Origin of the sequence: Pseudomonas sp. TWP3-1 (genome assembly GCF_049896625.1) — a bacterium.
Classification (GTDB): domain Bacteria; phylum Pseudomonadota; class Gammaproteobacteria; order Pseudomonadales; family Pseudomonadaceae; genus Aquipseudomonas.
In genome coordinates, this window is record NZ_JAFCUQ010000012.1 from 139907 (window position 1) to 163839 (window position 23933).

A 23933-nucleotide genomic window follows, 5' to 3' on the forward strand; every position below is an offset into this window, starting at 1 on the left:
CCGCTTCGCTCGAAACGTGGGCGCAAGCGAGTAACACGGAAACAAATTGTCTGGGTTTTACTGAAGGGCAAATCCTGCAAAATTTTCAAAGCCTTGATTTTAAAGGCCTTTACAAAGTTGGCACGGCTCCTGCTATCTCTATGGCATAACAAGAATAAAAAGCCGCAAACCAATAAAAACAAGACGAAACGACTCTGACATAACAAGAACAACACGACAGAGACGCAGCTAACAGATTTTTTTGGAGAAGGTAAGCTTTTCAGGGTATTCCTCGGAATCACTCGCAACCGGGCAGAGAACAATAAAACTACCTCCAGGTAGCTCCCGAATCGGTTGGATCGTTAAACGAGAAAGCAGATCAGCGCTCAAAAAAATACGTTTGCTCTTGACCCCGCATGGGGGTCACCAAAAACAGCTGTAAAGGGCCACGGTTGCCAAAAACAACAACAGACCGCCCCTCAATAATAAAAAAGAGCACGCAACGACAAATTAAAGGGGAGCTTCGGCTCCCCTTTGTGCTTTCGGAATATCACATTAACAATCCTGAATTTTACGTAAGCCTCCTCCGCCGCGCTCCAGCAATACTTCTCTTGCATATCCGTAGGACTGCCCCCCCTTTACAACACCGCAGCTTAGTACCTATAGCCAATAAACCTAAAAAACTGTCATTTCTTACAGGCGCGCTTTTTTTCCTGTCGGTCCAATATCGCGTTGAACCCAGAACACCATCTGGTTCTTTCAAGGAGATCGGCAGATGAGCACTTATACCGCAAAGACAAAAGGTACAGGATACGAAGGAGTGGTAAAAATTCTCGAAATACTGGAAGGGGATCTGATGCACCTTCAACTGTCGGGCGAAACTTGGCAGTTAACCAGCGAAGCGGCTGAAGTAGGCTGGTACCTCGTCAATGGAGTTGCAATGTCGCCGGAGGAATTTGAAAAAGTTAAAAATAATTATTTGCCTCCCCCACTGGAACTGCCCTAAGTTGAAATTCAGCCTTGGCCTGATCGTCGAGTTGAATAGCCTCCTGAAGCCTCCCGTCTCGATATGACCCAAACAGCAATGAAAAAACTGCGGGCCTAATCAAAAGTTTTAAAAGCATGGCTTTCCGGGAAAGTCATGCTTGCACCGCAGGCTTTTTCATCAGCCACTAGCGCTGCCCAACTCCTCGATACTGATCTCACGCATCCTGAATTTCTGAATCTTGCCGGTCACGGTCATCGGAAACTCTTCGACAAACTTGAAATGACGCGGCGTCTTGAAGTGCGCGATGCGTTCCTTGCACCACGTCTGCAGCTCCAGTTCGTTAGCGCTGTGGCCGGGATGGAATTTGATCCAGGCAACGATTTCTTCACCGTAACGCGCACACGGAATGCCGATCACTTGCACATCCGCCACCGCCGGGTGGGTGAAGAAAAACTCCTCCAGCTCACGCGGATAAACGTTCTCGCCGCCGCGAATGATCATGTCCTTGTTGCGCCCGGCGATATTTACGTAGCCGTCGTCATTCATGCTCGCCAGATCGCCGGTGTGGATCCAGCCCGCTTCGTCGATGGCCTCAGCGGTGCCTTGCGGATTATTCCAGTAGCCGAGCATCACGCTGTAACCGCGCGTGCACAGTTCACCAATGGTGCCACGCGGCACCAGATTGCCAGCCTCGTCGATGATCTTGCTTTCGAGTTGCGGCTGAGTGCGGCCGACGGTGGTCACGCGCAATTCCAGTTCGTCCGCCGGGCCGGTTTGCAGCGACACCGGGCTGGTTTCGGTCATGCCGTAGGCGATCTGCACTTCGCTCATGTGCATTTCGTTGATCACACGGCGCATCACTTCAATCGGGCAGGTTGCGCCGGCCATGATGCCGGTGCGCAGGGTCGACAGATCGAACTCGCCACGTTGCGGCTGATCGAGCATGGCAATGAACATCGTTGGCACGCCGTATAGCGCGGTGGCTTGTTCTTCGGCAACAGTGCTCAGCGTCAGCAGCGGATCGAAAGCGTCGCTGGGATAAATCATCGTGCTGCCATGGGCGATGCAACCGAGATTGCCCATGACCATGCCGAAGCAATGGTAAAGCGGCACCGGAATCACCAGCCGATCAGCAGCCGTGAGGCCGAGGCTTGCGCCGACCATGTAACCGTTGTTGAGGATGTTGTAGTGACTGAGGGTCGCGCCCTTGGGGAAACCGGTGGTGCCGGAGGTGTATTGAATGTTGACGGGTTGATCGAAGTGCAGGCTGTCGCTGCGTTCGCGTAGTTGTTGCGGGGAGACGCTGGCCGCCAGATCCGTCAGTTGCGACCACGGCAGGAAACCCGAGGGCGGCTGCGGATCAAGGCTGACTACACCGCGCAAATTCGGCAGGCGCTCGCTGCGCAATTGGCCGATGGATTGTTCCGCCAGTTCCGGCAGCAGGCCCTGCAACATGCCGTGGTAGTCGGAAGTCTTGAACGAGCCGGCACACACCAGCCATTGGCAGCCGGATTGCTTGAGCACGAATTCCAGTTCGGAGCTGCGATAGGCCGGATTGATGTTGACCAGAATCACGCCGATTTTCGCGCTGGCGAACTGGCTGATGCACCACTGCGCGCAATTCGGCGCCCAAATGCCGAGGCGGTCGCCGGTCTGCAAACCCAACGCCAGCAGTGCTCGGGCATGCACATCCACCGCGTCGGCCAGTTGTTGCCAGGTGTAACGCAGCTGCTGATGGCGCACCACCAGCGCTTCATCGTCGGGGTACTGCGCGACGGTCTCGTCGAACTTCTGGCCAATGGTCATCGCCAGCAAGGCTTTGTCCTGGGAGCCGCGAGAGTAGCTGCGCTGCGGGTTTGCACTGGGTTGATCCATGACGACCCCTATTGTGTTTATTTATGGGTTGCCGACGCTTACTGGAGGAACACTTGTGGCGAGGGGATTTATCCCCGTTGGGCTGCGAAGCGGCCCCAAATCCTGCTGACTGGGACTGTCTGACACACCTCGGTGCATGATTCAGGTCTGCTTCGCAGCCCAACGGGGATAAATCCCCTCGCCACACGAGCTTACTCCTCCAGGTTTGGTCCGCTTTCTATCTTGAACTAGCCCTACTCTCGCCTAAGTTGACGTTAACGTAAAGGGTGATTGACAGCCATCCGCAGCAAGCTTACGTTAACGTAAAGGTGAGAGCCGGACTGCCGCCCTCCCCACCCTACAAAAAAGCCAAAAGGTGACCCATGAGCTACCCATCCCTGAACTTCGCCCTCGGTGAAACCATCGACATGTTGCGCGATCAGGTGCAGTCCTTCGTTGCCAAGGAGATCGCCCCGCGTGCGGCACAGATCGACATCGACAACCTGTTTCCGGCTGACCTGTGGCGCAAGTTCGGTGACATGGGCCTGCTTGGCATCACCGTGCCGGAAGAGTACGGCGGCGCGGGTCTGGGTTACCTGGCGCACGTAGTGGCGATGGAAGAAATCAGCCGTGGTTCGGCTTCAGTGGCGTTGTCCTACGGTGCGCATTCCAACCTGTGCGTCAACCAGATCAACCGCAACGGCAACCACGAACAGAAAAGCAAATACCTGCCGAAACTGATCAGCGGCGAGCACGTCGGCGCACTGGCGATGAGTGAACCGAACGCCGGTTCCGATGTGGTTTCGATGAAACTGCGCGCGGAGAAACGCGGCAACCACTACGTCCTCAACGGCAGCAAAACCTGGATCACCAACGGCCCCGACGCCAACACCTACGTGATCTACGCCAAGACCGACCTGGAAAAAGGCCCGCACGGCATCACTGCATTTATCGTCGAGCGCGACTCGAAGGGTTTCAGTCGCAGCAACAAGTTCGACAAGCTCGGCATGCGCGGCTCGAACACCTGCGAGCTGTTTTTCGATGACGTCGAAGTGCCGGAAGAAAACATCCTTGGCGTACTCAATGGCGGCGTGAAAGTGCTGATGAGCGGCCTCGATTACGAACGCGTGGTGCTGTCCGGCGGTCCGACCGGGATCATGCAAGCATGCATGGACCTGATTGTGCCGTACATCCACGATCGCAAGCAGTTCGGCCAGAGCATCGGCGAATTCCAGCTGATCCAGGGCAAAGTTGCCGACATGTACACCCAACTCAATGCCAGCCGCGCCTACCTCTATGCGGTGGCTCAGGCGTGCGAACGCGGCGAAACCGCCCGCAAGGACGCCGCCGGCGTGATCCTCTACACCGCCGAATGCGCGACCCGAATGGCCCTCGACGCGATCCAGATTCTCGGCGGCAACGGCTACATCAACGAATTCCCGGCCGGTCGTCTGCTGCGTGACGCCAAGCTGTACGAAATCGGCGCCGGCACCAGTGAGATACGGCGCATGTTGATCGGTCGCGAACTGTTCAACGAAACCCGCTAAACGGAGCTGACCATGGCCACTTTGCATACCCAGCTCAATCCACGTTCAGCGGAGTTCGCCGCCAACAGCGCGGCGATGCTCGAACAGGTCGACGCGTTGCACACCCTGCTCGCCCAAGTGGCGCAGGGCGGCGGCGCGAAAGCTCAGGAACGGCATACTTCGCGCGGCAAATTACTGCCGCGTGAACGGATCAATCGCTTGCTCGATCCCGGCTCACCGTTTCTGGAGATCAGCCAATTGGCCGCACACGCGGTGTACGGCGAAGACGTTCCGGCCGCTGGCGTGATCGCCGGAATCGGTCGCGTTGAAGGCGTCGAATGCATGATCGTCGCCAACGACGCCACGGTGAAGGGTGGCTCGTACTACCCGCTGACCGTGAAAAAACACCTGCGCGCGCAGACCATTGCCCAGCAAAACCGCTTGCCGTGCATCTATCTGGTCGACTCCGGCGGCGCCAACTTGCCGCGTCAGGACGAAGTATTCCCGGATCGCGAACACTTCGGGCGGATCTTCTTCAACCAGGCCAACATGAGCGCGATGGGAATTCCGCAGATCGCCGTGGTCATGGGCTCGTGCACCGCGGGTGGCGCTTATGTGCCGGCGATGGCTGACGAAGCGATCATGGTGCGCAATCAGGCGACAATTTTCCTCGCCGGCCCGCCACTGGTGAAAGCCGCAACCGGCGAAGTGGTCAGCGCCGAAGACCTTGGCGGTGCCGATGTGCACTGCAAGATTTCCGGGGTCGCCGACCATTACGCCGAGAGCGACGAACACGCGCTGGCCATCGCCCGACGCAGTGTAGCCAACTTGAACTGGCGCAAGCTCGGCGAACTGCAACAACGCGCGCCGATTGCCCCGCTCTACGCCAGCGACGAGTTGTATGGCGTAGTTTCCGCTGACGCCAAGCAGCCGTTTGACGTGCGCGAAGTGATTGCGCGATTGGTCGACGGCTCGGTGTTCGATGAATTCAAAGCACTGTTCGGCACCACGTTGGTGTGCGGTTTCGCTCATCTGCACGGCTACCCGATCGCCATCCTCGCGAACAACGGCATCCTCTTCGCCGAGGCCGCGCAGAAAGGCGCGCACTTCATCGAACTGGCCTGCCAGCGCGGGATTCCGCTGCTGTTCCTGCAAAATATCACTGGGTTCATGGTCGGCCAGAAATACGAGGCCGGCGGCATCGCCAAACACGGCGCAAAACTGGTCACCGCTGTGGCCTGCGCCAAAGTACCGAAGTTCACCGTGATCATCGGCGGCAGCTTCGGTGCGGGTAATTACGGCATGTGCGGCCGCGCTTACGATCCGCGTTTCCTGTGGATGTGGCCGAACGCACGGATCGGCGTGATGGGCGCCGAACAGGCGGCTGGCGTGCTGGTGCAGGTCAAGCGCGAACAGGCCGAACGCAGCGGTCAGGCGTTCAGCGCCGAGCAGGAAGCCGAGATCAAGCAACCGATTCTCGACCAGTACGAAGAACAGGGTCACCCCTACTATTCCAGCGCACGGTTGTGGGACGACGGCGTCATCGACCCGGCGCAAACCCGTGATGTACTGGCCCTGGCCTTGTCCGCGTCGTTGAACGCGCCTATCGAACCGAGCCGCTTCGGCGTGTTCCGGATGTGATCGGGAGAACCTTATGAGCGATTTCAACACCCTCGAACTGCAAACCGATCCACGCGGTTTCGCGACCTTGTGGCTCAACCGCGCAGAAAAGAACAACGCGTTCAATGCCGAAATGATCCGCGAATTGATTCTGGCCATCGACAAAGTAGCCGGCGACAGCAGTCTGCGCTTTCTGCTGCTGCGCGGACGTGGCAAGCACTTCAGCGCCGGCGCCGATCTGGCGTGGATGCAACAATCGGCCGAACTCGATTACCACACCAACCTCGACGACGCCCGCGAACTGGCGGAGCTGATGTACAACCTCGCCAAGCTGAAAATCCCCACCGTCGCGGTGGTGCAAGGCGCGGCATTCGGCGGCGCGCTAGGTCTGATCAGTTGCTGCGACATGGCGATTGGCGCGGATGACGCGCAGTTCTGCCTGTCGGAAGTACGCATCGGTCTGGCGCCAGCGGTGATCAGTCCGTTCGTAGTGCAAGCCATCGGCGAACGCGCGGCCCGACGTTACGCGCTGACCGCCGAGCGCTTCGGTGGGCAACGGGCGCGAGAAATCGGTTTGTTGTCCGAGAGTTTTCCCGCCGCAGAGCTTGAGCAAAAAGTCGAACAGTGGATCGACAACTTGCTGCTGAACAGCCCCGCCGCGATGCGCGTCAGCAAGGATTTGCTGCGTGAAGTCGGCAACGGCGCACTGACCCCGGCCCTGCGCCGCTATACCGAAAACGCCATCGCCCGGATTCGCGTCAGCCCGGAAGGTCAGGAAGGCCTGCGCGCTTTTCTGCAAAAACGTCCGCCGAGCTGGCAAGCCGCAACCACCCCCAAGGAGCCGCGTTGATGAGCGCACCTGTTCTCACCACCCTGCTGGTGGCCAACCGTGGCGAAATCGCTTGCCGGGTCATGCGTACCGCCAAGGCTCTGGGCCTGACCACCGTTGCCGTGCACAGCGCTACCGACCGCAACGCGCGACACAGCCGTGAAGCGGACATCCGCGTCGATCTGGGCGGCAGCAAAGCGGCTGACAGTTATCTGCAAATCGACAAGTTGATCGCAGCGGCCAAGGCCAGCGGCGCGCAGGCGATTCATCCGGGTTACGGTTTTTTGTCGGAGAACGCCGGGTTCGCTCGTGCGATTGAAGCGGCTGGCCTGATCTTCCTCGGCCCACCGGCCTCGGCCATCGACGCGATGGGCAGCAAATCCGCCGCCAAGGCGCTGATGGAAACCGCCGGCGTGCCGCTGGTGCCGGGTTATCACGGCGAAGCGCAGGATGTGGAAACCTTCCGCGCTGCCTGCGAACGCATCGGTTATCCGGTGCTGCTCAAGGCTACGGCCGGTGGCGGCGGCAAGGGCATGAAAGTCGTCGAGGACGTCAGCCAACTGGCCGAAGCCCTGGCGTCCGCCCAGCGTGAAGCGCAGTCATCGTTCGGCGATTCGCGGATGCTGGTGGAGAAATATCTGCTCAAGCCGCGTCATGTGGAAATCCAGGTATTTGCCGATCAGCATGGCAACTGTCTGTATCTCAACGAACGTGATTGCTCAATTCAGCGTCGCCATCAGAAAGTCGTCGAGGAAGCTCCGGCACCGGGCCTCAGCCCAGAATTGCGCCGGGCGATGGGCGAAGCCGCGTTGCGTTCGGCGCAGGCGATTGGTTACGTTGGCGCCGGCACGGTCGAGTTTTTGCTCGACGCGCGCGGCGAGTTTTTCTTCATGGAAATGAACACCCGGCTGCAGGTCGAGCATCCGGTGACCGAGGCGATTACCGGGCTGGATCTGGTGGCCTGGCAGATCCGCGTCGCGCGTGGCGAAGCGTTGCCGATCACCCAGGAGCAAGTGCCGCTGAACGGGCATGCGATTGAAGTGCGCTTGTATGCGGAAGATCCGGCGAATGACTTTTTGCCGGCCACCGGACGTCTGGATTTGTATCGAGAGTCGTCTGAAGGCCCGGGGCGGCGCGTAGATAGCGGGGTTGAAGAAGGCGATGAGATTTCACCGTTCTACGACCCGATGCTCGGCAAGCTGATTGCCTGGGGTGAGGATCGCGAGCAGGCGCGTTTGCGGCTGTTGAGTATGCTCGATGAATTTGCGATTGGCGGGTTGAAGACCAACATCAACTTCCTGCGGCGGATCATTGCGCATCCGGCGTTTGCGGCGGCGGAGCTGGATACCGGGTTTATTCCGCGTTATCAGGAGCAATTACTGCCGGCGCCAAGTGCGCTGAGTGATGAGTTCTGGCAGGTGGCAGGACAGGCGTTTATGCAAAGTCTGCCGCATGTAGGTCGGGGAGATGATCCGGCTTCACCTTGGGCGTTCAATAGCGGTTTACGCACTGGGCTGCCTCGGGAGATCGCACTGCATCTGAGTTGCGAAGGTCAGGATCGGGCGTTCACGCTCGGTGCTGGCACCGACGCAAAACTGCTCGGTGAGCACTTGCTGATTGAGCACGCTGGTGTGCGTCGTCAGCTGCGAGCGATCCGTCACGGCAACGCGGTGTATCTGAAGTGGGACGGCGAACTGCGGCGCATCGAAAGCTACGATCCGATCAGCGCCGTCGAAGCCAGCCACAGCCATCAGGGCGGACTGACCGCGCCGATGAACGGCAGCATCGTGCGCGTGTTGGTGGAGGCCGGCCAAGCGGTCGAGGCTGGCGCACAACTGGTGGTGCTGGAAGCGATGAAGATGGAACACAGCATCCGCGCGCCGCATGCCGGAGTGATCAAAGCGCTGTATTGCCAGGAAGGCGAAATGGTCAGCGAAGGCAGCGCGCTGGTCGAACTGGAAGAAGCGTAAAAGGGAGATCGATCCTACGCCTGGCGAGGATCGATCTGACTAGAATCTGGCCGTTGCCTCCACCACAACACCGATGATCCGACACTCGTCGGTGAACAATGCCTTCGGCCAGGTCGGATTGAGCGGTACCAGATAACGCTGGCCGCCCTCTTCCACCAGCTTGCGAAAGATCGCTTCCTCGCTGTCCGGCCATTGGGCGATTACCAGTTTGCCGGGCACGGCTTCAGCCGCAGGATCGACCAGAATCAGCATCCCTTCAGCGATGCTCTGACCGCTGGGCGCGGTCATCGAATTTCCGCTCACCATCAGCCAGAACGCTGCGCCGCCGGGGGCGTGATAACCCGTCAGCTCGAAACGCCGCTTGTCCTTCGCGCCTGAATACGCCGGCTCGCTTTCACGCACCTCGCTCGGCACGCTCCAGTCGCTGACCGGGTAGCGAAAGAACGGGTTGTACTTTTGCGCGAGGGGCATTTCGTCCTCCGCGTCCACCTGCGGCTCGCGGATCACCACCGCGACTTCGAGAAAGTCCATTCCCAAGGCTTTGAGCACCTTATTCATTTCAGTGACGCCCGGTTCGCGACGCTTGTTCAGCCAGTGGCCAATGCCACCCTGAGACATGCCGACGCGCTCGCCGAGCACGACTTGAGTGACTTTGAGTTCACTCATTTTGGCTTTGACCAACTCAATCCATTTATCCATGTGCCGCACCTTACTGCGCTGCCTTCGGCCAACAAAACACATACTGTAGTATTTAAATTCTGGTCACAACTACGATAGGTATTATGCTTGGGCCACGGATTTGAATCGACCAAGGAGTGACCTTTCACCATGAATATCACCAGCAAAGACTTGCCCGATCTGCAAATGGACACCACGTTCACCTCGCCACAAGGCAACGCCGCCGCGCAGCGAGCGATGGACTATTACTTGAAACCAGCTGTGTCAGAACCGGACGTTGACGAGCGCTTCTTTGGCGTGAATCGCAACCTGAGCGGCGAAGAATCCCTGGTGCACGCATCGGATCTGTTGCGCTGCGCAGCGGCAACCGCGTTCAAGGCGGCTGATGGCCTGCAGGGCGTGAGTCGAGACCTGGCTTTTTCGGTGGTGCACATGGTGGACATGGCACGGGCGATGGTCGACCACTCGATTGATGGCGCTGGTCGCTGAGGGGAAAGCTGCGGACGTGCAGGAAAGAGTTTTCCAATCGCGCAGATAAAAATGTTTGACTTGCAAATGATAATGATTATTATTGCAAGCAGCTGGTCGCGAGATCAGTCGATGGACCAGAGACCTTAGGTCGGTCTTCTGGACTATCTCCTCATCAGGCTAATCACGGTTTTTGACCCGGCTTTTTGCCGGGTCTTTTTTTGCCGGTTTTCCGGCTTATGTCTTCAGGCTAATGAAGTCTTTGGGTGCTGCAAATTCGATGGCGCGGATAATAGCAAAAGAATATCGCTTGGCAATGGACACCCGGCTGCATTGGACCAAAGTAATGCCAAATAGCACTTGAGAATCAATCACATAGACACTAAGCTGCCTCCGCGTCACGGAAGACGCCCCCCGCCACACCCCGCAATTTCCCTCGGTTTAACCCCTGCCTTGCGTGTAAAGTAGCCGCGATAAAAATCATATTCAGGAAGCGACTATGACCGTGGCCAAATCTTCGTTCGACATCAGCGCCAACTTCGACAGCGGCAACATTCAAGTGCTGGATATCAGCAATCCGCTGCAAGCCCTGCTGGCGATCAAGCCAGACACCCGCAGTCAGCATTTCCAGTGGTTTCACTTCAAGGCCAGTGGTCTGCATGTCGGCCAGGAACATTGGTTTCGCCTGAACAACGCCAGCCAGTCCTCATACAACAAAGCGTGGGATGGTTACCAGGCCGTTGCTTCCTACGATCACGTCAACTGGTTCCGCGTCCCGACTATTTTTGAAGGCGATTGCCTGCGCTTCAGCCTCGAAGCCACGGCCACTCACGCCTGGTTCGCCTATTTCGAACCTTACAGCCGTGGTCGCCATGACTGGTTGATCGAGCAAGCAGTAAGCAAGGCCGGCACCGAGCTGCTAGCGACCGGCAAAAGCGTCGAAGGTCGCGACATTCAGCTGCTGCGCAAAGGCACTGGCGCCGAAGGCCAGCGCAAAATCTGGATCATCGCCCAACAGCATCCTGGCGAGCACATGGCCGAATGGTTCATGGAAGGCGTGATCGAGCGTCTGGAACGGCACGACGATCCAGTGCTGAACAAACTGCTGGCCACCGCCGACCTGTATCTGGTGCCGAACATGAACCCGGACGGTGCCTTCCACGGTCACCTGCGCACCAACGCCATGGGCCAGGATTTGAACCGCGCATGGCAGAACGCTTCGCAGGAAATCAGCCCGGAAGTACTTTTCGTACAGCAGCAGATGGAAAAGTACGGCGTGGATATGTTCATCGACGTACACGGTGACGAAGAAATCCCCCACGTGTTCACCGCCGGTTGCGAAGGCAATCCCGGTTTCACGCCGCGGATCGAGAAGCTCGAAGAGCACTTCCGCAGCCACCTCAAGCGCACCACCAAAGACTTCCAGACCAAATACGGCTACACCCGCGACGAACCGGGGCAAGCTAACATGACGCTGGCGTGCAACAGCGTCGGCCAGAAGTTCGACTGCCTGGCACTGACGTTGGAGATGCCGTTCAAGGATCACGACGATCATCCGAATGTAGAAACCGGCTGGTCGGGCAAACGCTCGAAACAACTGGGCAAGGACGTGCTGACCACGGTTGCCGACATGGTCGACACTCTGCGCTGACACCCTGCCCGCGCCGCACAAAAAATCGCAGCCAGTCTGCGATTTTTTGTGCGTGCTCCGCAGTAATCAGTCGCGCGGCTTGCCATGCAGCATGCTGTCGAGCACTTCATCGCGGCGCACCCAGCCATGGAACAGCGCCGCCGCCAAATGCAGCAACACCGTCAGAAACAGCAGATACGCCAGATACCCGTGAGCCTTGCGCAACAGCGCAAACACCTGCGCATCGGCCGGCAGAATCGCCGGCAATTGCAACGAGTTGCCGAGCATCACCGGATCCCCCGCCGCACTGATCATCGCCCAGCCCAGCAGCGGCAAGATCAGCATCATCGCGTACAGCAAAACATGCGAAGCCTTGGCCGCCATCACTTGCCAACCCGGCAAATCATCAGGCAGTGGCGGCTGACGGGTCGCGAAGCGCACCAGCAAACGCACGATCACCAAGGCGAGTATCGCGATGCCCAGCGGCTTGTGCAGGTTGATCAGCCATTCATGTCGCGCCGACACCGAGGCCACCATGCCCGCGCCAATAAACAGCATGGCGATGATCATCAGCGCCATCAGCCAGTGCAGAAGCCGCGCGAAAAGAGCGAAATGAGTTGGGCGCGGGCTCATGGGCGAGCCTCCTGTTTGGCGGCGGGCAATTGGCTGACTTCGCTGGTGCGACGCAGGTAGGAATCGGCGTAACCGGCTGAACGCGCGGCGAGCAACGGGTCGTCGGAACCTTCGATACCGGCCGGCAAAACCAGCGGATCGTAGTTGATGTCGCGGCACTCACCACTGAGTTGCGGCTGAGTCTTCTCCAGTACCAGCGTGCCAGCATTGAGCACTTTGCGACCTTGCGGCCAGGCCTTGCTCGCGTCATTCACCGGATCGTCGGCGTTGGCCAAGGTGATGTTCAACTGAAAGCGCAACGGCCCGGAAGCCAGGCGTTTCACCAGATCTTTTTCGAGGAAGTCCGCGCCTTCCGGGGCTGTCGCGCCCGCCACGTCCTGCGCCAGTGGCGTCATGCTCCAGCGCACCGCTTGTTTCTTGCCGCTGGCATCGACCAGATAGAACGCGTTGACGCTGTTGTAGGTTTCCGTGGCATAGCTGGCCGATGGCTTGGCAGTCTTTATCCAGGTCAGGAACGGCACAGCTTCCGGATGACTGCCGAAAAACGCCGGCACCTTGGCCGGATCGGGTTTACCCGTGGCCGGATCCGGTGACTGCGCCTGCTGCAATTGATAGAACGCCTCAGGCGTACCCACCGGGAACACCGGCATGCTGTTCATCCCTGTGCGCCACTGCTGGCCGTTGGCTTGAGTGAAGCGCAACGCGAGACTGCGGATCGGCACGCTGCTGTCCGGCGCGTAGGGACTACCGGCCGGCAGTGCGAAACGCCCAACCACTGGCGTGCGCGACTCACTGAATACCTGCGCTGCGGAAAACGAACGCGCCTCGCCGCTGTTCTCGAAATGCCCGATCACGCACACACCTTTGGCGTGATTGCGGCGAAATCCCGCGTGCACGCCGCTGTTCTTTTCCAGCACATCGACCAACGCCTTGGGCGTCAGACGTTGTGGGTCAAAGGTGCCATGCACGTAGGCAAACGCCCCGGCCACCGCCGCGACAACCACGGCAATGCCGCCAAGGCGCAGCACCAGGCTCGCGGCACTCCGTGGCGGGCGTTGCGGCCCGCCAGAAGGTGAGTTGCGATCAACCATGAACGACTCCAGGGCCAGCGGCCTCAAGTAGGAAGAATCAACAAGACGCACGCCATGCGGATTTATTCCACGGCCCGGTTTTTATTTTTCCGAACGTGGAATAACCTCGAACGCCGGGCGTCTTCCTAGTCCACAGCGTAGTGACTAGTAGAACTTCATGAGCGAAATCGACGAACAACTGCGAGAAATCATTCCCGGCATGCGCCGTTTTGCTCTGTCGTTGACGCGCAACAGCAGCAGCGCCGACGATCTGGTACAGGCCAGCCTGGAACGTGCCCTGTCGAGCTGGGCCGGCAAACGCGCCGAGGGCGATTTGCGCGCGTGGCTGTTTTCGATCCTCTATCGGCAGTTCCTCGATGCCCATCGACGTTCCCGGCGTTATGCGCGGATGCTCGAATTTTTCACCGGTCGCGACGACGCCGAGCCCTCGGCGGAACGCACGGTGATCGCCCAATCGACTCTGCAAGCTTTCGATCGTTTACCCACCGAGCAGCGCGCCCTGCTGCTGATGGTTTCAGTCGAAGGTTTGACCTATAAAGAGGTTGCCGAGATTCTCGACGTCCCCACCGGCACCGTGATGTCGCGTCTGTCCCGCGCGCGCCAGGCTTTGCGTCAGCTCAGCGACGGCGAAATCAGCAGCCCTTCCTTGCGGATACTCAAATGATCAGCCTGCCGCCCAACGAACGTGATCTGCACGCCTACGTCGACCACCAACTCAGCACTGCCGACCGGCTTGTGCTGGAAACCTGGCTGGCCAGCCACCCTGAGCAAGCCGCGCAAGTGCGTGCCTGGCAACTGGATGCCCAGCACCTGCGTGCCGCACTCGGCGGTGCATTGCAGCAGCCGGCCAATCCGGAACTCGATCCGGCGCTGATCCGCCAGCGCCTCCAACGGCAGTCGCGCGAGGCCTGGGCCAGCGCCGCTGTGTTGCTGATTGCGGTCAGCGTCGGTGGATTCGGTGGCTGGCAGGCGCGGGACATGACCGTGGTGCATTCCCCGGCGCCGATGACCGATGCGTTGCAGGCTTATCGCCTGATCGCTCAGCAGGGCATTCTGCCGGCCGACTATAAGGTCGATGGCGACGGCGACATGCAGCGTTGGCTCGACCGTTATTTCACGCAGGCCAATCGCCTGCCGGATCTGACGGCGGCCGGGTTTACTCCGGTCAGCGGACGCTTGCTGAGTACCGATGAAGGCCCGGCGGCGATGGTCATGTATGAGGATCACGGCGGACACAAAATCAGCTTTTACGTGCGCCCACCGGGTCCGAAGAATACTTTTCTACCGCGCGGCAGTCGCAGTGACGGCGAATTGCGCGCGGACTATTGGTCGGGTAGCGGTTACAACTATGCGATGGTCAGCCCGACCGATACACCGGCGGCGCAGGTGCTCAAGCAATCGCTGCAATTCTGAGAAATCAGAACCCGACATCCAGCACCACATTGTCCACATAGGTCCCGCCCGGCGGCGTGGCCTGATCGGTATAAATCTTCGCGTTGTAGTTGAAGATCTGACTGCCGGTGCCCAGTCCGTTGCCGGGATTGACCTCGGCATCCGTGCTGGCGCGGCGGGCGGCACCAACGCTGCCCCAACGCGTGGTGCCAGCGCTTTTGAAGATGTCGTAGGCCAGATAATTGCCGGACGACACCATGCGCCGCCGCCCGCCAACACTCAGTGGATTTTGTCCGTCGCTCAAACCCACGGTGTAGGCGCTGCCCTTGGTGCACGCCAGATTGATCGTCTGCCCGGTCACCGGGGTAAACGCGCTGACCACCGGGGCGCTGCCGAACGCGATGTTCGGCGCGGTAATCGTGCAATCGTTGGACACCGTCAGGTTGACCGTCAGCGTGGTGGTGCCGCTGCCGATATCGCGGCCCAGACAAATCGCGCCGATGCCGACTCCGGAGCAGTAATTCCAGTTCCAGAAGATGCTCAGAGTTTCGGTATACACCCCCGCCGCGACGTTGCTGCCGATGGTCGTGCCGAGGTACAGCGGCACGGTTTTCGGCACCGGCCCGGCGAGCAGGCCAAGAGCATCGATGATGCCGTTGCGGGCGAAGTCGTAAGCGGTGCCGCGTGTCAGCGGGTAGCTGGTGCTGTTGTTGGCGTAGATCGTGTAGCCGATCACATCACCGGTCGGCCCGAGCAAGCCGCTTTGACTGGAAGTGACAGTGGCCCAGAAGCGGTCATTGCTGGTCAACAACGACAGCAATGATCCGGTACAACTCAAACCGCCGTTCAAGGTGGAGCTGTTTTGCGCCGTGGTGCGCAGCGCGATCGAACTGATCGAACCGAACGCCGCTGGCGTGGTGCTGACCACTGCACATGCAGCCTGCGCCGCCCCCGGTAACATCAGCAGCAGCCACAAATAAAACCTGCTCATCGGCACACCAACGGGCCAATCAGCGGCACTTGATCCTGATTCATATCGACGTCGAATTGCACCTGACAGGACTTGCCGTCCGCCAGACTCACCTGCAGCGAGTTCTGCGGCTGCAGGTTTTCCAGATAGACCAGGCCGTCCCAGCCCACCACCGTGCGTGCGCCGCTCTGCTCATGCAGCACGCCACTGCCGAGGGGCAATTCGCGCTGTTGCGCATCCACCAGCACGATGCTCGCGGCGATCACCCGACTCAATGGAAACTCCAGCAAATACCCGCTGCCACGCCGCACCGCGATACGTTGTTCGACATTCGGGGTGCGCACGTTGGCCGGCAGGTTCAGCGGATCGATTTCGTATTTGCCGCGGTAGTAAGCGCTGCTCCACGGCACCAGCAAGTGACCGTTGCGATCGGTCTGGCCGACTTGCTGGTTCTCGTAGCGCACCGGAATGTCCGCATAGCCATCGGTGCTGACCACCACAAACGCGTCGTCGATGCGGTTGGCAGCGAACATCTGCCGATCCATCCACACCAGCGAACCGCTGGCGTCGGCCCAACGGGTCTCGGCATCCGCTGAGCCATAGACCCCGGCTTGCAACTGCACCGATTGCAGACGCCAGGTCACATCAGCCTGACGGTAATCGGCGCCGTCACCCTTGGCGTAACCCAGATTGAAACCCACCCCGCCTTCGGAAGGCACGGCGCGGCTGTAGTTGACTCGTTGCTGCGATTGCCCGGTTTTGCTGCGCTCGCTGCTGATCGCCAGACTCCCACGCAGGTCGAACGGGACCACCAGTTGCGCCTGCACCGCCCAGTTGCTGTCGCCGATCTCGCGGTTGGCCGACAGGTAGAAACTGCTGTTGCGCCACAGCGGTTTGCTCCAGCTCAGGTTGAGCAAGCGGGTGCGTGAATCATCCGCCGCGCGAATGTCGAAATAACCTGCGCCGAGGCTGCCCCAGCGCTCGAGGTTGACGCTCAGGGTCGCCTGTTCGCTGCGCCGACTGAGGCTGATGTAATCGCTGTCGACTACGGTCAGATCGGCGTACTGATCGCGGCGTTGCAAGCGTTGATACGAGAAGCTGAAACGCTGGTTGCTGTACTGATAGCCGAGGCTCAGTTGCTGGCCGCTGTCGCCATCGAAACGGCTCTGGCTGAGCGCACTGTTGAGCACGCCGAAATTGCCCAGCCGCAGATTGCCGCCGAGCCCGCCAAGGGTCAGGGTATCGGCCGCTTCGGCGTGGCTCTCGAGGGTGAAGCTGTCGCTGATGCCGTAGCGCAGACTGGCCGAGGACACGCCCGGCCCGTAACTGAAATCCTTCAAACCGTAATCCCGGCGCAAGGTACCGGCCGCCACCGAAAAATCGCTCAGGCCTTTTTGCAACAGGTTGCTGGTGACGTAGAACGGCACAGTGGTCGACACCTGCCGACCGAGTGCGTCAGTGGTGACGACGACCGCTTCGCCCGCGCCGTTGATGAACGGAATATTGGTCAGGGTGTACGGTCCCGGTTGCAGATCGGCGCTGCTGGATTTGTAGCCGTTGATGAACAGATCCACCGAGGACGGCACCGCCGCTTCCCCGGCGAATTGCGGCAGCGGATAGGTCACCAGATCCGGACGCACCGCAAAATCTCGGGAAAACTGCACGCCGCCGAGTCGCACCGAACTGCTCCAGGGCAAGGCGCTACTGATCACGTCGCCCGCCTCGTAGGTGAGCATCTGTTCGTCATCGGAATAACGCCACGTCGTGTCGTAGCGCAGATAACCGTTGCTCAGCGTACTGACGGCATCGCCGGATAACGTGCGGCGGTACTGCCCGGTGTTGGACAGCGTGCCCCAACTGTCGAACAGCCGCACTTCGTTCCACGCGGCTAGATAAGTGCCGGCGTCATCCGTGTCATTGAGATACAGATCGTAGTTGAACAGCGCGCCGAAACTGCTCAGCGCCGGGGTGCGCGGGTAGACCTCGCGGTTGCCGATGAACTGCTCGGGCAGCCAGTCCGGCGGCACATCCAGCAGCAAGCGTTGGCCGACGCTGTCGTAATCGCTGTGCAGGCCCGGCAAGCCGTCGAGATCGACTTCGGCGCCGAGCGTGTCGGGCAGTTGCATGCCGGTATCGCGCAACACACTGGCCGGCAGAAACAGCCGCCCGCCGCGCTGCGCCACCGCCACCACGCGCCCGGTATTCATCTGATTGACCACCAGCTCCAGAAACAACTGTGCATCGCTCACGGCCTCCATGCCGCTGGGCGGCGGCGGCAGATCGCCAGCCCCCGATGGATGAACAAACACCAGGCAACACGCGCCGGTCATGAGCCACAACGGACGCTGAATACGACGAGCCCATCCCGAACTCATTAGCGCTGTACGTCCATCAATGGACAGAATCCTCCTGATCCCGCTCGCAGCCGCCCGGTCAACTGCCTGCCCTGGCGGTCCCGTATTGCTTGTTTAGCTGGCTAGCGTGCAGGAGCGATGCTCTGTACCTGCGGCGCGCCATTGACCCGCCCCGCCAGTTCGCCTGCCACCGGACCCGGCGCCGGCCAACGCATCACCGCGCCCGGCAGCACGTAACCCAGCAACCCTTCGGCCAGCGGTTTGCTCTGTCCACCCTGCTTGAATGCCACATCGGTCAACCGTGCATGCACCGCGCCCTGATTGCGCACTTCCACGTACGGACGGCCATCCACTGCAACGGTGCGCCAGCTCAATTGCGGCAGGCCGATGCTCTTGGGATCGCGCTGGCGGGTGGTGTCTTCCTTGCTCCACAACCCGGCACCGTAGGCGAACAGCGGCACTGAATAGCGCATCTGAAAACGGATCGCTGCGGCGGTCTTGCCGCCCTCGGCGGCGGGCGGTTGGGCGGAAGGGATTTCATCGATGATGATTCGGTAGGCGAGTTCCTGCCCCGGCGGCACGTCCCGGGTTCGGGTCAGGCGCACCAGTTGCTTTTGCCCCGGCTCGATCTTCGCCACCGGCGGGCTGCCGATCACGTCGCGCTGATTCTGGTACTGCTCGGCGAAGCCGCTTTGATTCCAGGCGAACACGCGGATCTGCAGGTTGGCCGTTTCAGTGCCGCGATTTTCCAGCCACAGCGCACTGGCCTGTTGATCGGCCTCAAGCACCGGATCGATCGGCCAGATCAGCACCGAACTCGCCGCCTGCGCATTCCCTCCCGTAAACATGACCAGCGCCAGCATCGCGCAACGCACGAACATATGCCGTGACGTGGAAAACCCCATAAAACCACTCCTTGTCATTCACATCACCACGACAGCTGCACCTGCAGCACGTCGCTGTAAGTCCCCCCAGGCTGATTGCCCGGTAATTGCACCTGACCGTAAATCGGCAGGCTGATGTTGTTCGCATCGCCGTAGGCCACCGCCACGCTCTGGCCGATGCCCAGGCTCTGGCTGTAAGCCGCGTCGCGAAACAGCGCATACGCCACCCGCGCGCTGCCGCTGTTGAGCTGCATGTGCCGGCCACTGCTGTTGTACTGGCCGCCATCGACGGTCATGTTCAACGTGACGCCCGGCGTGCATTGCAATTGCACGCCGCCGGTCAGCGCGACCTGCACGGTGTCGGTGGCCAGGGCCGAGCGTGTGCCGAAATTCAAGCCGCCGTAATTCGACACCCCGCCCACCACCAGGCAACCCGGCGTCACCGTGGCGCTGACCTGAAAACTCTGGCTGGTCACCGCCGCCAGCGGCAATGGCACGCTGCACGCGCACAGCGAAAACAACGCCGCGCAACCTGGTCGGCGCATGGCACTAGAACGTCAGTTCAACAGCAATGGTGTCGGTGTAAGTCCCGGCTGGCAGCCCGGCCTTGCCGACGGCCTGACCGTAGAGATTCACCGTTTGCGCCACGCCGGTACTCGCCGAGAGGTTGACCACCCCGTCGATGGCCAACAACTGCGAATGCCCGGCGTCGGTGTACAAGTCATACGGCACGTAGTTGGCGACGCCGTCGTAAAGCGCGCGCGTGCCGCCCGGCGACAGCCCGTCATGCGCACCGGCGCGTACCTTGACCGTCGGCGTGGTGCCGGCCGAGCACAGAATCGACAACGCCCCGCCGCCACCGCCAAGCACTTGCCCGGTGGCAGTGGTGAACAGACTGTTGGCGGTGCCGAAGTTCAAGGCACCAAAGTTCAGCCCGGTGGAACCGCCGGATCCGTTGACCTGGCAACTGCTGGTCAGAATCAGGCTGGAAGTGATCTGCCCGGTGACCGTGGTGGCGGCATTGACGCTGGAGGCCAGCGTCAGGCCGAGCAACGACAAACCAATCTTTGATGCAATCGTACGCATGGTGTCCGTCCTCTACGGGGTTACCAGTCGAGCGTTACCGTCAGGGTGTCGGTATAGACCCCGGCTGGTACCGCGCGGGTGTTCGCCACCACCGAGCCAAACACCGGGATCGGTATTTGCGCGCCGTTGGTGACAGCGAAGTTGTGTTGTTGACCGATGCTGTAGCTCTGCATGCCCGAAGGATCGAGGGAGAGCTGATAGGGGATGGTCTGGCGCCCGTTGCTCAGGCGTCGGGTGGTGCCGTCGCCATGCGCGCCGCCGTCGATGGTCACAATGAAACCGGTGACTGAAGGATTGCACGCGACATTCAGCTTGCCGCTGCTGTCAGTGCTGAGGCTGGCCTTGATCGGCGCGTTCCAGGTCGGGCCTTGCTGACCGAAATCGAGTTTGCCCAGATCGCCGACCGGGCCCGGGCTGGCGCCGTTGGTCACTTCGCAGCCTGCGATCAGCACCAGCCGCGCGTGGATTTGCCCACTGACCGCCGCTCGTGCGTGTTCGGTGAGCAACAGCAGCGCGCTCGTGGCGATTACCAGCCAGTGCTTGCTTGTCATTGCGCTTGCCCTACTCCTTCAGGATCACTCGACCATCGCGCTCGTCATTGAGCGCCCCTTCCTTGCGCAACCCGAATCCAGCGGGTTGCCGACTGACCCGATGCAATCACCAGGTCACCGTCACTTTGACCAGATCCGAATAACGGCTGACGCGCGGCACTTCGGCCATGCGCTCAATCCGCGCGTATAACGGCAATTCCACTGTGCCGGTGTCCGGCACTCGGCCACTCACTGGCACATCCACCACCAGCGGCATCCGCCGCGCAGCATCTTGATACAAGCGATACGGAATCGGTTTGCTGCCCGCCTCGCCCGCCATGTAGCGCACCTCACCGACACCGCCGTGCAAGCCACCATCGACACGCATCTGATACGGCGTGTCCGGGTTGCATTCCAGCCGTGGCAGGCGCTGATTGGTGAGTGCCGCACCGAGCGGCCCGGCCGGGTCATCAAGCCGCGCGGTGCTGCCAAAGTCGAGCACGCCCAACTGCTCGATTCCGGCCTCGCGCTGCTGGCCGACCAACTGGCAGCCGCGCTGCACATCGACTCGCACCTCGACCTGCAAGTCGGCGGCGAAGACTGGCGCTGCGAGCCCGCCGAGCAATGCCCAGACCACCCTTGTGTTCACTGCGCGTTCCTTGTGTGCGGTGGTTACTGGGTTCCAGATTAGCAACGGACGGCGATTGCGCCAGTCGATTGGATCCAGTGTTCTGCCGGGATATGTTTCGAAAGGTTGACGAGACTGCCGCTTATGCCGCTGAGAAAAGCTGTACGCGCCGCAGATTGTTGTCCAGCCACAGCCCGGGTGAGCAACCGCAGTGGAAGGCAAACTACCCATCTGGTTACACTACCCCGCCGCGCTCGGGGGAGCCGGTCTGCCGCCATCGGAGTGACCTTACAGTGCCCGCTCGACCACCCAAACGCCCGCCCCTGACCCAGCGCTTTTCGGTGTTGGGCCGACTGCTCGGCAAAAGTCGCCCGTCCAGTGCGGGGCATTGCGTCAGTGCACAAGCGATCCGTGATTACTTTCGCAACCAGGCCCACGCGCAGGGCTACACCCTCAGCCATAGCCAGCAACGCGTGATCGATTGCCTCGCACAACAGGCCGGACTTTTGCTTGGCAACAAGCCGCAGATACCACCAAGCCTGTACCTGCACGGCGCCGTCGGGCGGGGCAAGAGCTGGCTGCTGGACGGTTTTTTTCAAGCCCTGCCCATCGAGCAGAAACGCCGCCTGCACTTCCATGAGTTTTTCGCCCAATTGCATCAAGGCATGTTTCGCCATCGCGACCAGGACGATGCCCTCGCCGTTACCCTCGACGCATTGCTCGAGGACTGCCGGGTGCTGTGTTTCGACGAGTTTCATGTGCATGACATCGGCGATGCGATGCTCATCAACCGGCTGTTCAAGGCGCTGTTCAAGCGTGGGATTTTGCTACTGGTCACTTCCAATTATCCGCCGGAGGGTTTGCTGCCCAATCCGCTGTATCACGCACGGTTCAAACCGGTGATCGATCTGATCAACGCGCGCATGCAGGTCATGGAAGTCGGCGGCCCGCACGATTACCGCAGCCAGGTGCGCCACCACGCGCATCAGGTATTTACCCACGGGCATTACGTGTGGCCAGCCAGCGCCGAGCAACGCCGGGCTTTGAAGCTGCCGCAAAGCAATGCCCCGGCGCAGCAGCTCAAGGTCGGTGCACGAGAACTGCAAGCGCGACTGTGCGAAGAGCGCCGCGTCGGTTTTACCTTCGCCGATCTGTGCGAACAACCGACAGCGGTGATGGACTATCTGGAATTGTGCCGGCAGTTCGACCGCTGGATCATCGACGACCTGCCGCAACTCGGTGCATGCTCGATCGCCGCTCAGCAGCGCTTCATCAACCTGATCGACGTGCTTTACGATCAGGACAAACACCTGACCCTGCTCGGCCAGCTACCCTTGGGCGAAAGCCTTGCCGGTGACGCCATCGACCTCGCCCGCACCCGCAGTCGCTTGGGGCAACTGTCAGAAGTGCGCGAATAGCCAACCGTCTGGCGCTATCATGTCGCGCAACTTCCGGCGCCTCGCGCCTATCTGTCTATAGCGAACACCTTCATGCACACCCTTGCTCAATTGCGCGCCGGCGAGTTGTCGGGCATCACTCGTCTGGATCTGGCGGAAGGCCTGAGCGAATTTCCGCGGGAAATTTTCGACCTCGCCGATTCGCTGGAAGTCCTCAACCTCAGCGGTAATGCCTTGAGCAGTCTGCCGGATGACCTGCGTCGGCTGACGCACCTGCGAGTGCTGTTTTGTTCGGATAACCTGTTTACCGAGTTGCCGGCGTGCCTGGGTCAGTGCCCGGCATTGACGATGATCGGCTTCAAGTCCAACCGCATCGCTCATGTGCCCGGCGCGGCGCTGCCGCCGCTGTTGCGCTGGTTGATCCTGACTGACAACTGCATTGAAACCCTGCCCGTCGAACTCGGCGAACGCCCGCAGTTGCAGAAGCTCATGCTGGCGGGCAATCGTCTGCAAACGTTACCGCCATCGTTGAGCCAATGTCACAGGCTGGAGTTGCTCAGGATCGCCGCCAATCGGATGACCGATCTGCCGCAATGGTTGCTGACTCTGCCGAGCCTGACCTGGCTGGCCTATGCCGGCAATCCGCTGGAGACCGAAGCAGACGCGGCGGCACTTGAAGCGACGCCGATCATTGACTGGTCGACCTTGCGTCTGCAACAGCAACTCGGTGAAGGCGCTTCCGGGGTGATTTCCCGAGCGATCTGGCAACCTGCCGATCAGCCGACCACGCAAGTGGCGGTAAAACTCTACAAAGGCGAAATGACCAGCGACGGCTCGCCGCTGCACGAAATGAACGCCTGCATTACCGCCGGACTGCACCCGAACCTGATTCGCGTCGAAGGACGCATCGGCAACCATCCGGATGGCCAGCAAGGGCTGGTGATGCAGCTGATCGACCCGAGTTATCTCAATCTGGCCGGATTGCCGAGCCTGGTGTCTTGCTCGCGGGATGTGTATGCCGAGAACTGCCGTTTTACGGCCGAGGTCGCGTTGCGCATTGCGCGGGGCATCGCCGCAGTTGCTGAGCATCTACATCGACAAGGCATCACCCACGGTGATCTGTACGGGCACAACATCCTGTTGAATGAGCGGGGCGATTGTCTGTTGGGGGATTTTGGTGCGGCGTCGTTCCATGCCACCGAAGACAGTCTGGAAACCCGTGCCTTGCAACGCATTGAAGTACGCGCGTTCGGGGTGCTGCTGGGTGAATTGCTGGCGCGCATCGAATCGGGGTTGAGCGACGGGCAGCGTGTGGCGCTGGAAGGCCTGGAGCGGCGCTGCTGCCAGCCGGATGTGCTGGGGCGGCCGGGGTTCAGCGAGGTTGTGCAGTTGCTGCATAACCTGTGATCGCCTGGATTCCGTGGCG

At 60.4% G+C, this 23933-nt stretch carries 22 protein-coding genes; 11 read left to right on the forward strand and 11 right to left on the reverse strand.

Going from position 1 to position 23933, the window contains the following annotated elements:
- Nucleotides 1–754 precede the first annotated feature (754 nt).
- Nucleotides 755–985, forward strand: a complete 231-nt coding sequence (locus tag ACP7BN_RS17625; RefSeq protein ID WP_426205432.1) for a hypothetical protein — start codon at nucleotides 755–757, stop codon at nucleotides 983–985.
- A gap of 159 nt (nucleotides 986–1144) precedes the next feature.
- On the opposite strand, the gene ACP7BN_RS17630 is transcribed toward ACP7BN_RS17625, so the two are convergent.
- On the reverse strand, nucleotides 1145–2842 hold the full coding sequence (locus ACP7BN_RS17630) for an AMP-binding protein (RefSeq protein WP_426205433.1): 1698 nt from the start codon (nucleotides 2840–2842) through the stop codon (nucleotides 1145–1147).
- Between the two features lie 362 nt (nucleotides 2843–3204).
- Between ACP7BN_RS17630 and ACP7BN_RS17635 the strand changes: the two genes are divergently transcribed.
- Genes ACP7BN_RS17635 through ACP7BN_RS17650 form a run of 4 tightly spaced genes read left to right on the forward strand, consistent with a single transcriptional unit; the run spans nucleotide 3205 to nucleotide 8766 of the window.
- The gene (locus ACP7BN_RS17635; protein ID WP_426205434.1) at nucleotides 3205–4368 is read left to right on the forward strand and encodes an isovaleryl-CoA dehydrogenase; all 1164 of its coding nucleotides are present in this window, start codon (nucleotides 3205–3207) and stop codon (nucleotides 4366–4368) included.
- 12 nt (nucleotides 4369–4380) lie between these two features.
- Nucleotides 4381–5988, forward strand: a complete 1608-nt coding sequence (locus ACP7BN_RS17640; RefSeq protein WP_426205435.1) for a carboxyl transferase domain-containing protein — start codon at nucleotides 4381–4383, stop codon at nucleotides 5986–5988.
- A 13-nt stretch (nucleotides 5989–6001) separates the two neighbouring features.
- Nucleotides 6002–6817, forward strand: coding sequence for a gamma-carboxygeranoyl-CoA hydratase (locus ACP7BN_RS17645; RefSeq protein ID WP_420650106.1), 816 nt, complete (start codon nucleotides 6002–6004; stop codon nucleotides 6815–6817).
- Nucleotides 6817–8766 carry an acetyl/propionyl/methylcrotonyl-CoA carboxylase subunit alpha gene (locus ACP7BN_RS17650; RefSeq protein ID WP_426205436.1) on the forward strand — a complete coding sequence of 650 codons (1950 nt, stop codon included), beginning with the start codon at nucleotides 6817–6819 and terminating at the stop codon, nucleotides 8764–8766. The genes ACP7BN_RS17645 and ACP7BN_RS17650 overlap by 1 nt, the downstream gene beginning before the upstream one ends.
- Nucleotides 8767–8805: 39 nt before the next feature.
- Here ACP7BN_RS17650 and ACP7BN_RS17655 read toward each other — a convergent pair whose 3' ends face one another.
- The gene (locus ACP7BN_RS17655; protein WP_420650108.1) at nucleotides 8806–9465 is read right to left on the reverse strand and encodes a LexA family protein; all 660 of its coding nucleotides are present in this window, start codon (nucleotides 9463–9465) and stop codon (nucleotides 8806–8808) included.
- Nucleotides 9466–9594: 129 nt separating this feature from the next.
- Here ACP7BN_RS17655 and ACP7BN_RS17660 point away from each other — a divergent pair, with 129 nt between their 5' ends.
- Together ACP7BN_RS17660 and ACP7BN_RS17665 are read left to right on the forward strand one after the other, a co-directional pair.
- A complete protein-coding gene (locus ACP7BN_RS17660) occupies nucleotides 9595–9933 on the forward strand; it encodes a DUF6124 family protein (RefSeq protein ID WP_420650109.1) in 339 nt (112 codons plus the stop codon).
- A 478-nt stretch (nucleotides 9934–10411) separates the two neighbouring features.
- Nucleotides 10412–11563, forward strand: coding sequence for a M14 family metallopeptidase (locus tag ACP7BN_RS17665; RefSeq protein ID WP_426205437.1), 1152 nt, complete (start codon nucleotides 10412–10414; stop codon nucleotides 11561–11563).
- A 66-nt stretch (nucleotides 11564–11629) separates the two neighbouring features.
- Here the strand turns inward: ACP7BN_RS17665 and ACP7BN_RS17670 are convergent, their stop codons facing one another.
- Together ACP7BN_RS17670 and ACP7BN_RS17675 are read right to left on the reverse strand one after the other, a co-directional pair.
- On the reverse strand, nucleotides 11630–12175 hold the full coding sequence (locus tag ACP7BN_RS17670; RefSeq protein ID WP_426205438.1) for a cytochrome b: 546 nt from the start codon (nucleotides 12173–12175) through the stop codon (nucleotides 11630–11632).
- On the reverse strand, nucleotides 12172–13266 hold the full coding sequence (locus ACP7BN_RS17675) for a catalase family peroxidase (protein WP_426205439.1): 1095 nt from the start codon (nucleotides 13264–13266) through the stop codon (nucleotides 12172–12174). Before ACP7BN_RS17675 ends, ACP7BN_RS17670 begins: the two co-directional genes overlap by 4 nt.
- 157 nt (nucleotides 13267–13423) lie before the next feature.
- Here ACP7BN_RS17675 and ACP7BN_RS17680 point away from each other — a divergent pair, with 157 nt between their 5' ends.
- Both ACP7BN_RS17680 and ACP7BN_RS17685 read left to right on the forward strand, forming a co-directional pair.
- On the forward strand, nucleotides 13424–13930 hold the full coding sequence (locus tag ACP7BN_RS17680; protein WP_426205440.1) for an RNA polymerase sigma factor: 507 nt from the start codon (nucleotides 13424–13426) through the stop codon (nucleotides 13928–13930).
- The gene (locus ACP7BN_RS17685) at nucleotides 13927–14679 is read left to right on the forward strand and encodes an anti-sigma factor family protein (RefSeq protein ID WP_426205441.1); all 753 of its coding nucleotides are present in this window, start codon (nucleotides 13927–13929) and stop codon (nucleotides 14677–14679) included. The genes ACP7BN_RS17680 and ACP7BN_RS17685 overlap by 4 nt, the downstream gene beginning before the upstream one ends.
- A 4-nt stretch (nucleotides 14680–14683) precedes the next feature.
- On the opposite strand, the gene ACP7BN_RS17690 is transcribed toward ACP7BN_RS17685, so the two are convergent.
- From ACP7BN_RS17690 to ACP7BN_RS17720, 7 genes are all read right to left on the reverse strand, one after another.
- Nucleotides 14684–15649, reverse strand: coding sequence for a Csu type fimbrial protein (locus tag ACP7BN_RS17690; RefSeq protein WP_426205442.1), 966 nt, complete (start codon nucleotides 15647–15649; stop codon nucleotides 14684–14686).
- Nucleotides 15646–18003, reverse strand: a complete 2358-nt coding sequence (locus ACP7BN_RS17695) for a fimbria/pilus outer membrane usher protein (protein WP_426205443.1) — start codon at nucleotides 18001–18003, stop codon at nucleotides 15646–15648. The genes ACP7BN_RS17690 and ACP7BN_RS17695 overlap by 4 nt, the downstream gene beginning before the upstream one ends.
- A 101-nt stretch (nucleotides 18004–18104) precedes the next feature.
- Nucleotides 18105–18887: a fimbrial biogenesis chaperone gene (locus tag ACP7BN_RS17700; RefSeq protein WP_426205444.1), complete on the reverse strand. Its 783-nt coding sequence runs from the start codon at nucleotides 18885–18887 to the stop codon at nucleotides 18105–18107.
- 23 nt (nucleotides 18888–18910) lie between these two features.
- Nucleotides 18911–19411, reverse strand: a complete 501-nt coding sequence (locus ACP7BN_RS17705; RefSeq protein ID WP_426205445.1) for a Csu type fimbrial protein — start codon at nucleotides 19409–19411, stop codon at nucleotides 18911–18913.
- 4 nt (nucleotides 19412–19415) lie between these two features.
- A complete protein-coding gene (locus tag ACP7BN_RS17710; protein WP_426205446.1) occupies nucleotides 19416–19952 on the reverse strand; it encodes a Csu type fimbrial protein in 537 nt (178 codons plus the stop codon).
- Nucleotides 19953–19972: 20 nt separating this feature from the next.
- Nucleotides 19973–20503, reverse strand: a complete 531-nt coding sequence (locus ACP7BN_RS17715) for a Csu type fimbrial protein (protein WP_426205447.1) — start codon at nucleotides 20501–20503, stop codon at nucleotides 19973–19975.
- Nucleotides 20504–20609: 106 nt separating this feature from the next.
- Complete coding sequence (locus ACP7BN_RS17720; RefSeq protein ID WP_426205448.1) at nucleotides 20610–21131, reverse strand: Csu type fimbrial protein; 522 nt, start codon at nucleotides 21129–21131, stop codon at nucleotides 20610–20612.
- A gap of 272 nt (nucleotides 21132–21403) precedes the next feature.
- Between ACP7BN_RS17720 and zapE the strand changes: the two genes are divergently transcribed.
- Nucleotides 21404–22528, forward strand: coding sequence for a cell division protein ZapE (gene zapE / locus ACP7BN_RS17725; RefSeq protein WP_426205449.1), 1125 nt, complete (start codon nucleotides 21404–21406; stop codon nucleotides 22526–22528).
- Between the two features lie 72 nt (nucleotides 22529–22600).
- Entirely contained in the window at nucleotides 22601–23914 is a 1314-nt protein-coding gene (locus ACP7BN_RS17730) for a leucine-rich repeat-containing protein kinase family protein (RefSeq protein ID WP_426205450.1), read from the forward strand.
- Nucleotides 23915–23933: the final 19 nt, after the last annotated feature.

Excerpts from the sequence above, each read along its gene's own strand:
- ACP7BN_RS17670 (WP_426205438.1), bottom strand. The coding sequence starts at position 12,175 with ATGAGCCCGCGCCCAACTCATTTCGCTCTTTTCGCGCGGCTTCTGCAC.
- ACP7BN_RS17700 (WP_426205444.1), bottom strand. The coding sequence starts at position 18,887 with ATGGGGTTTTCCACGTCACGGCATATGTTCGTGCGTTGCGCGATGCTG.
- ACP7BN_RS17625 (WP_426205432.1), top strand. The coding sequence starts at position 755 with ATGAGCACTTATACCGCAAAGACAAAAGGTACAGGATACGAAGGAGTG.
- ACP7BN_RS17655 (WP_420650108.1), bottom strand. The coding sequence starts at position 9,465 with ATGGATAAATGGATTGAGTTGGTCAAAGCCAAAATGAGTGAACTCAAA.
- ACP7BN_RS17640 (WP_426205435.1), top strand. The coding sequence starts at position 4,381 with ATGGCCACTTTGCATACCCAGCTCAATCCACGTTCAGCGGAGTTCGCC.
- ACP7BN_RS17650 (WP_426205436.1), top strand. The coding sequence starts at position 6,817 with ATGAGCGCACCTGTTCTCACCACCCTGCTGGTGGCCAACCGTGGCGAA.
- ACP7BN_RS17715 (WP_426205447.1), bottom strand. The coding sequence starts at position 20,503 with ATGACAAGCAAGCACTGGCTGGTAATCGCCACGAGCGCGCTGCTGTTG.
- ACP7BN_RS17690 (WP_426205442.1), bottom strand. The coding sequence starts at position 15,649 with ATGAGCAGGTTTTATTTGTGGCTGCTGCTGATGTTACCGGGGGCGGCG.
- ACP7BN_RS17630 (WP_426205433.1), bottom strand. The coding sequence starts at position 2,842 with ATGGATCAACCCAGTGCAAACCCGCAGCGCAGCTACTCTCGCGGCTCC.
- ACP7BN_RS17710 (WP_426205446.1), bottom strand. The coding sequence starts at position 19,952 with ATGCGTACGATTGCATCAAAGATTGGTTTGTCGTTGCTCGGCCTGACG.
- ACP7BN_RS17675 (WP_426205439.1), bottom strand. The coding sequence starts at position 13,266 with ATGGTTGATCGCAACTCACCTTCTGGCGGGCCGCAACGCCCGCCACGG.
- ACP7BN_RS17665 (WP_426205437.1), top strand. The coding sequence starts at position 10,412 with ATGACCGTGGCCAAATCTTCGTTCGACATCAGCGCCAACTTCGACAGC.
- ACP7BN_RS17695 (WP_426205443.1), bottom strand. The coding sequence starts at position 18,003 with ATGAGTTCGGGATGGGCTCGTCGTATTCAGCGTCCGTTGTGGCTCATG.
- ACP7BN_RS17645 (WP_420650106.1), top strand. The coding sequence starts at position 6,002 with ATGAGCGATTTCAACACCCTCGAACTGCAAACCGATCCACGCGGTTTC.
- ACP7BN_RS17635 (WP_426205434.1), top strand. The coding sequence starts at position 3,205 with ATGAGCTACCCATCCCTGAACTTCGCCCTCGGTGAAACCATCGACATG.
- ACP7BN_RS17705 (WP_426205445.1), bottom strand. The coding sequence starts at position 19,411 with ATGCGCCGACCAGGTTGCGCGGCGTTGTTTTCGCTGTGCGCGTGCAGC.
- ACP7BN_RS17685 (WP_426205441.1), top strand. The coding sequence starts at position 13,927 with ATGATCAGCCTGCCGCCCAACGAACGTGATCTGCACGCCTACGTCGAC.
- ACP7BN_RS17680 (WP_426205440.1), top strand. The coding sequence starts at position 13,424 with ATGAGCGAAATCGACGAACAACTGCGAGAAATCATTCCCGGCATGCGC.
- ACP7BN_RS17730 (WP_426205450.1), top strand. The coding sequence starts at position 22,601 with ATGCACACCCTTGCTCAATTGCGCGCCGGCGAGTTGTCGGGCATCACT.
- ACP7BN_RS17660 (WP_420650109.1), top strand. The coding sequence starts at position 9,595 with ATGAATATCACCAGCAAAGACTTGCCCGATCTGCAAATGGACACCACG.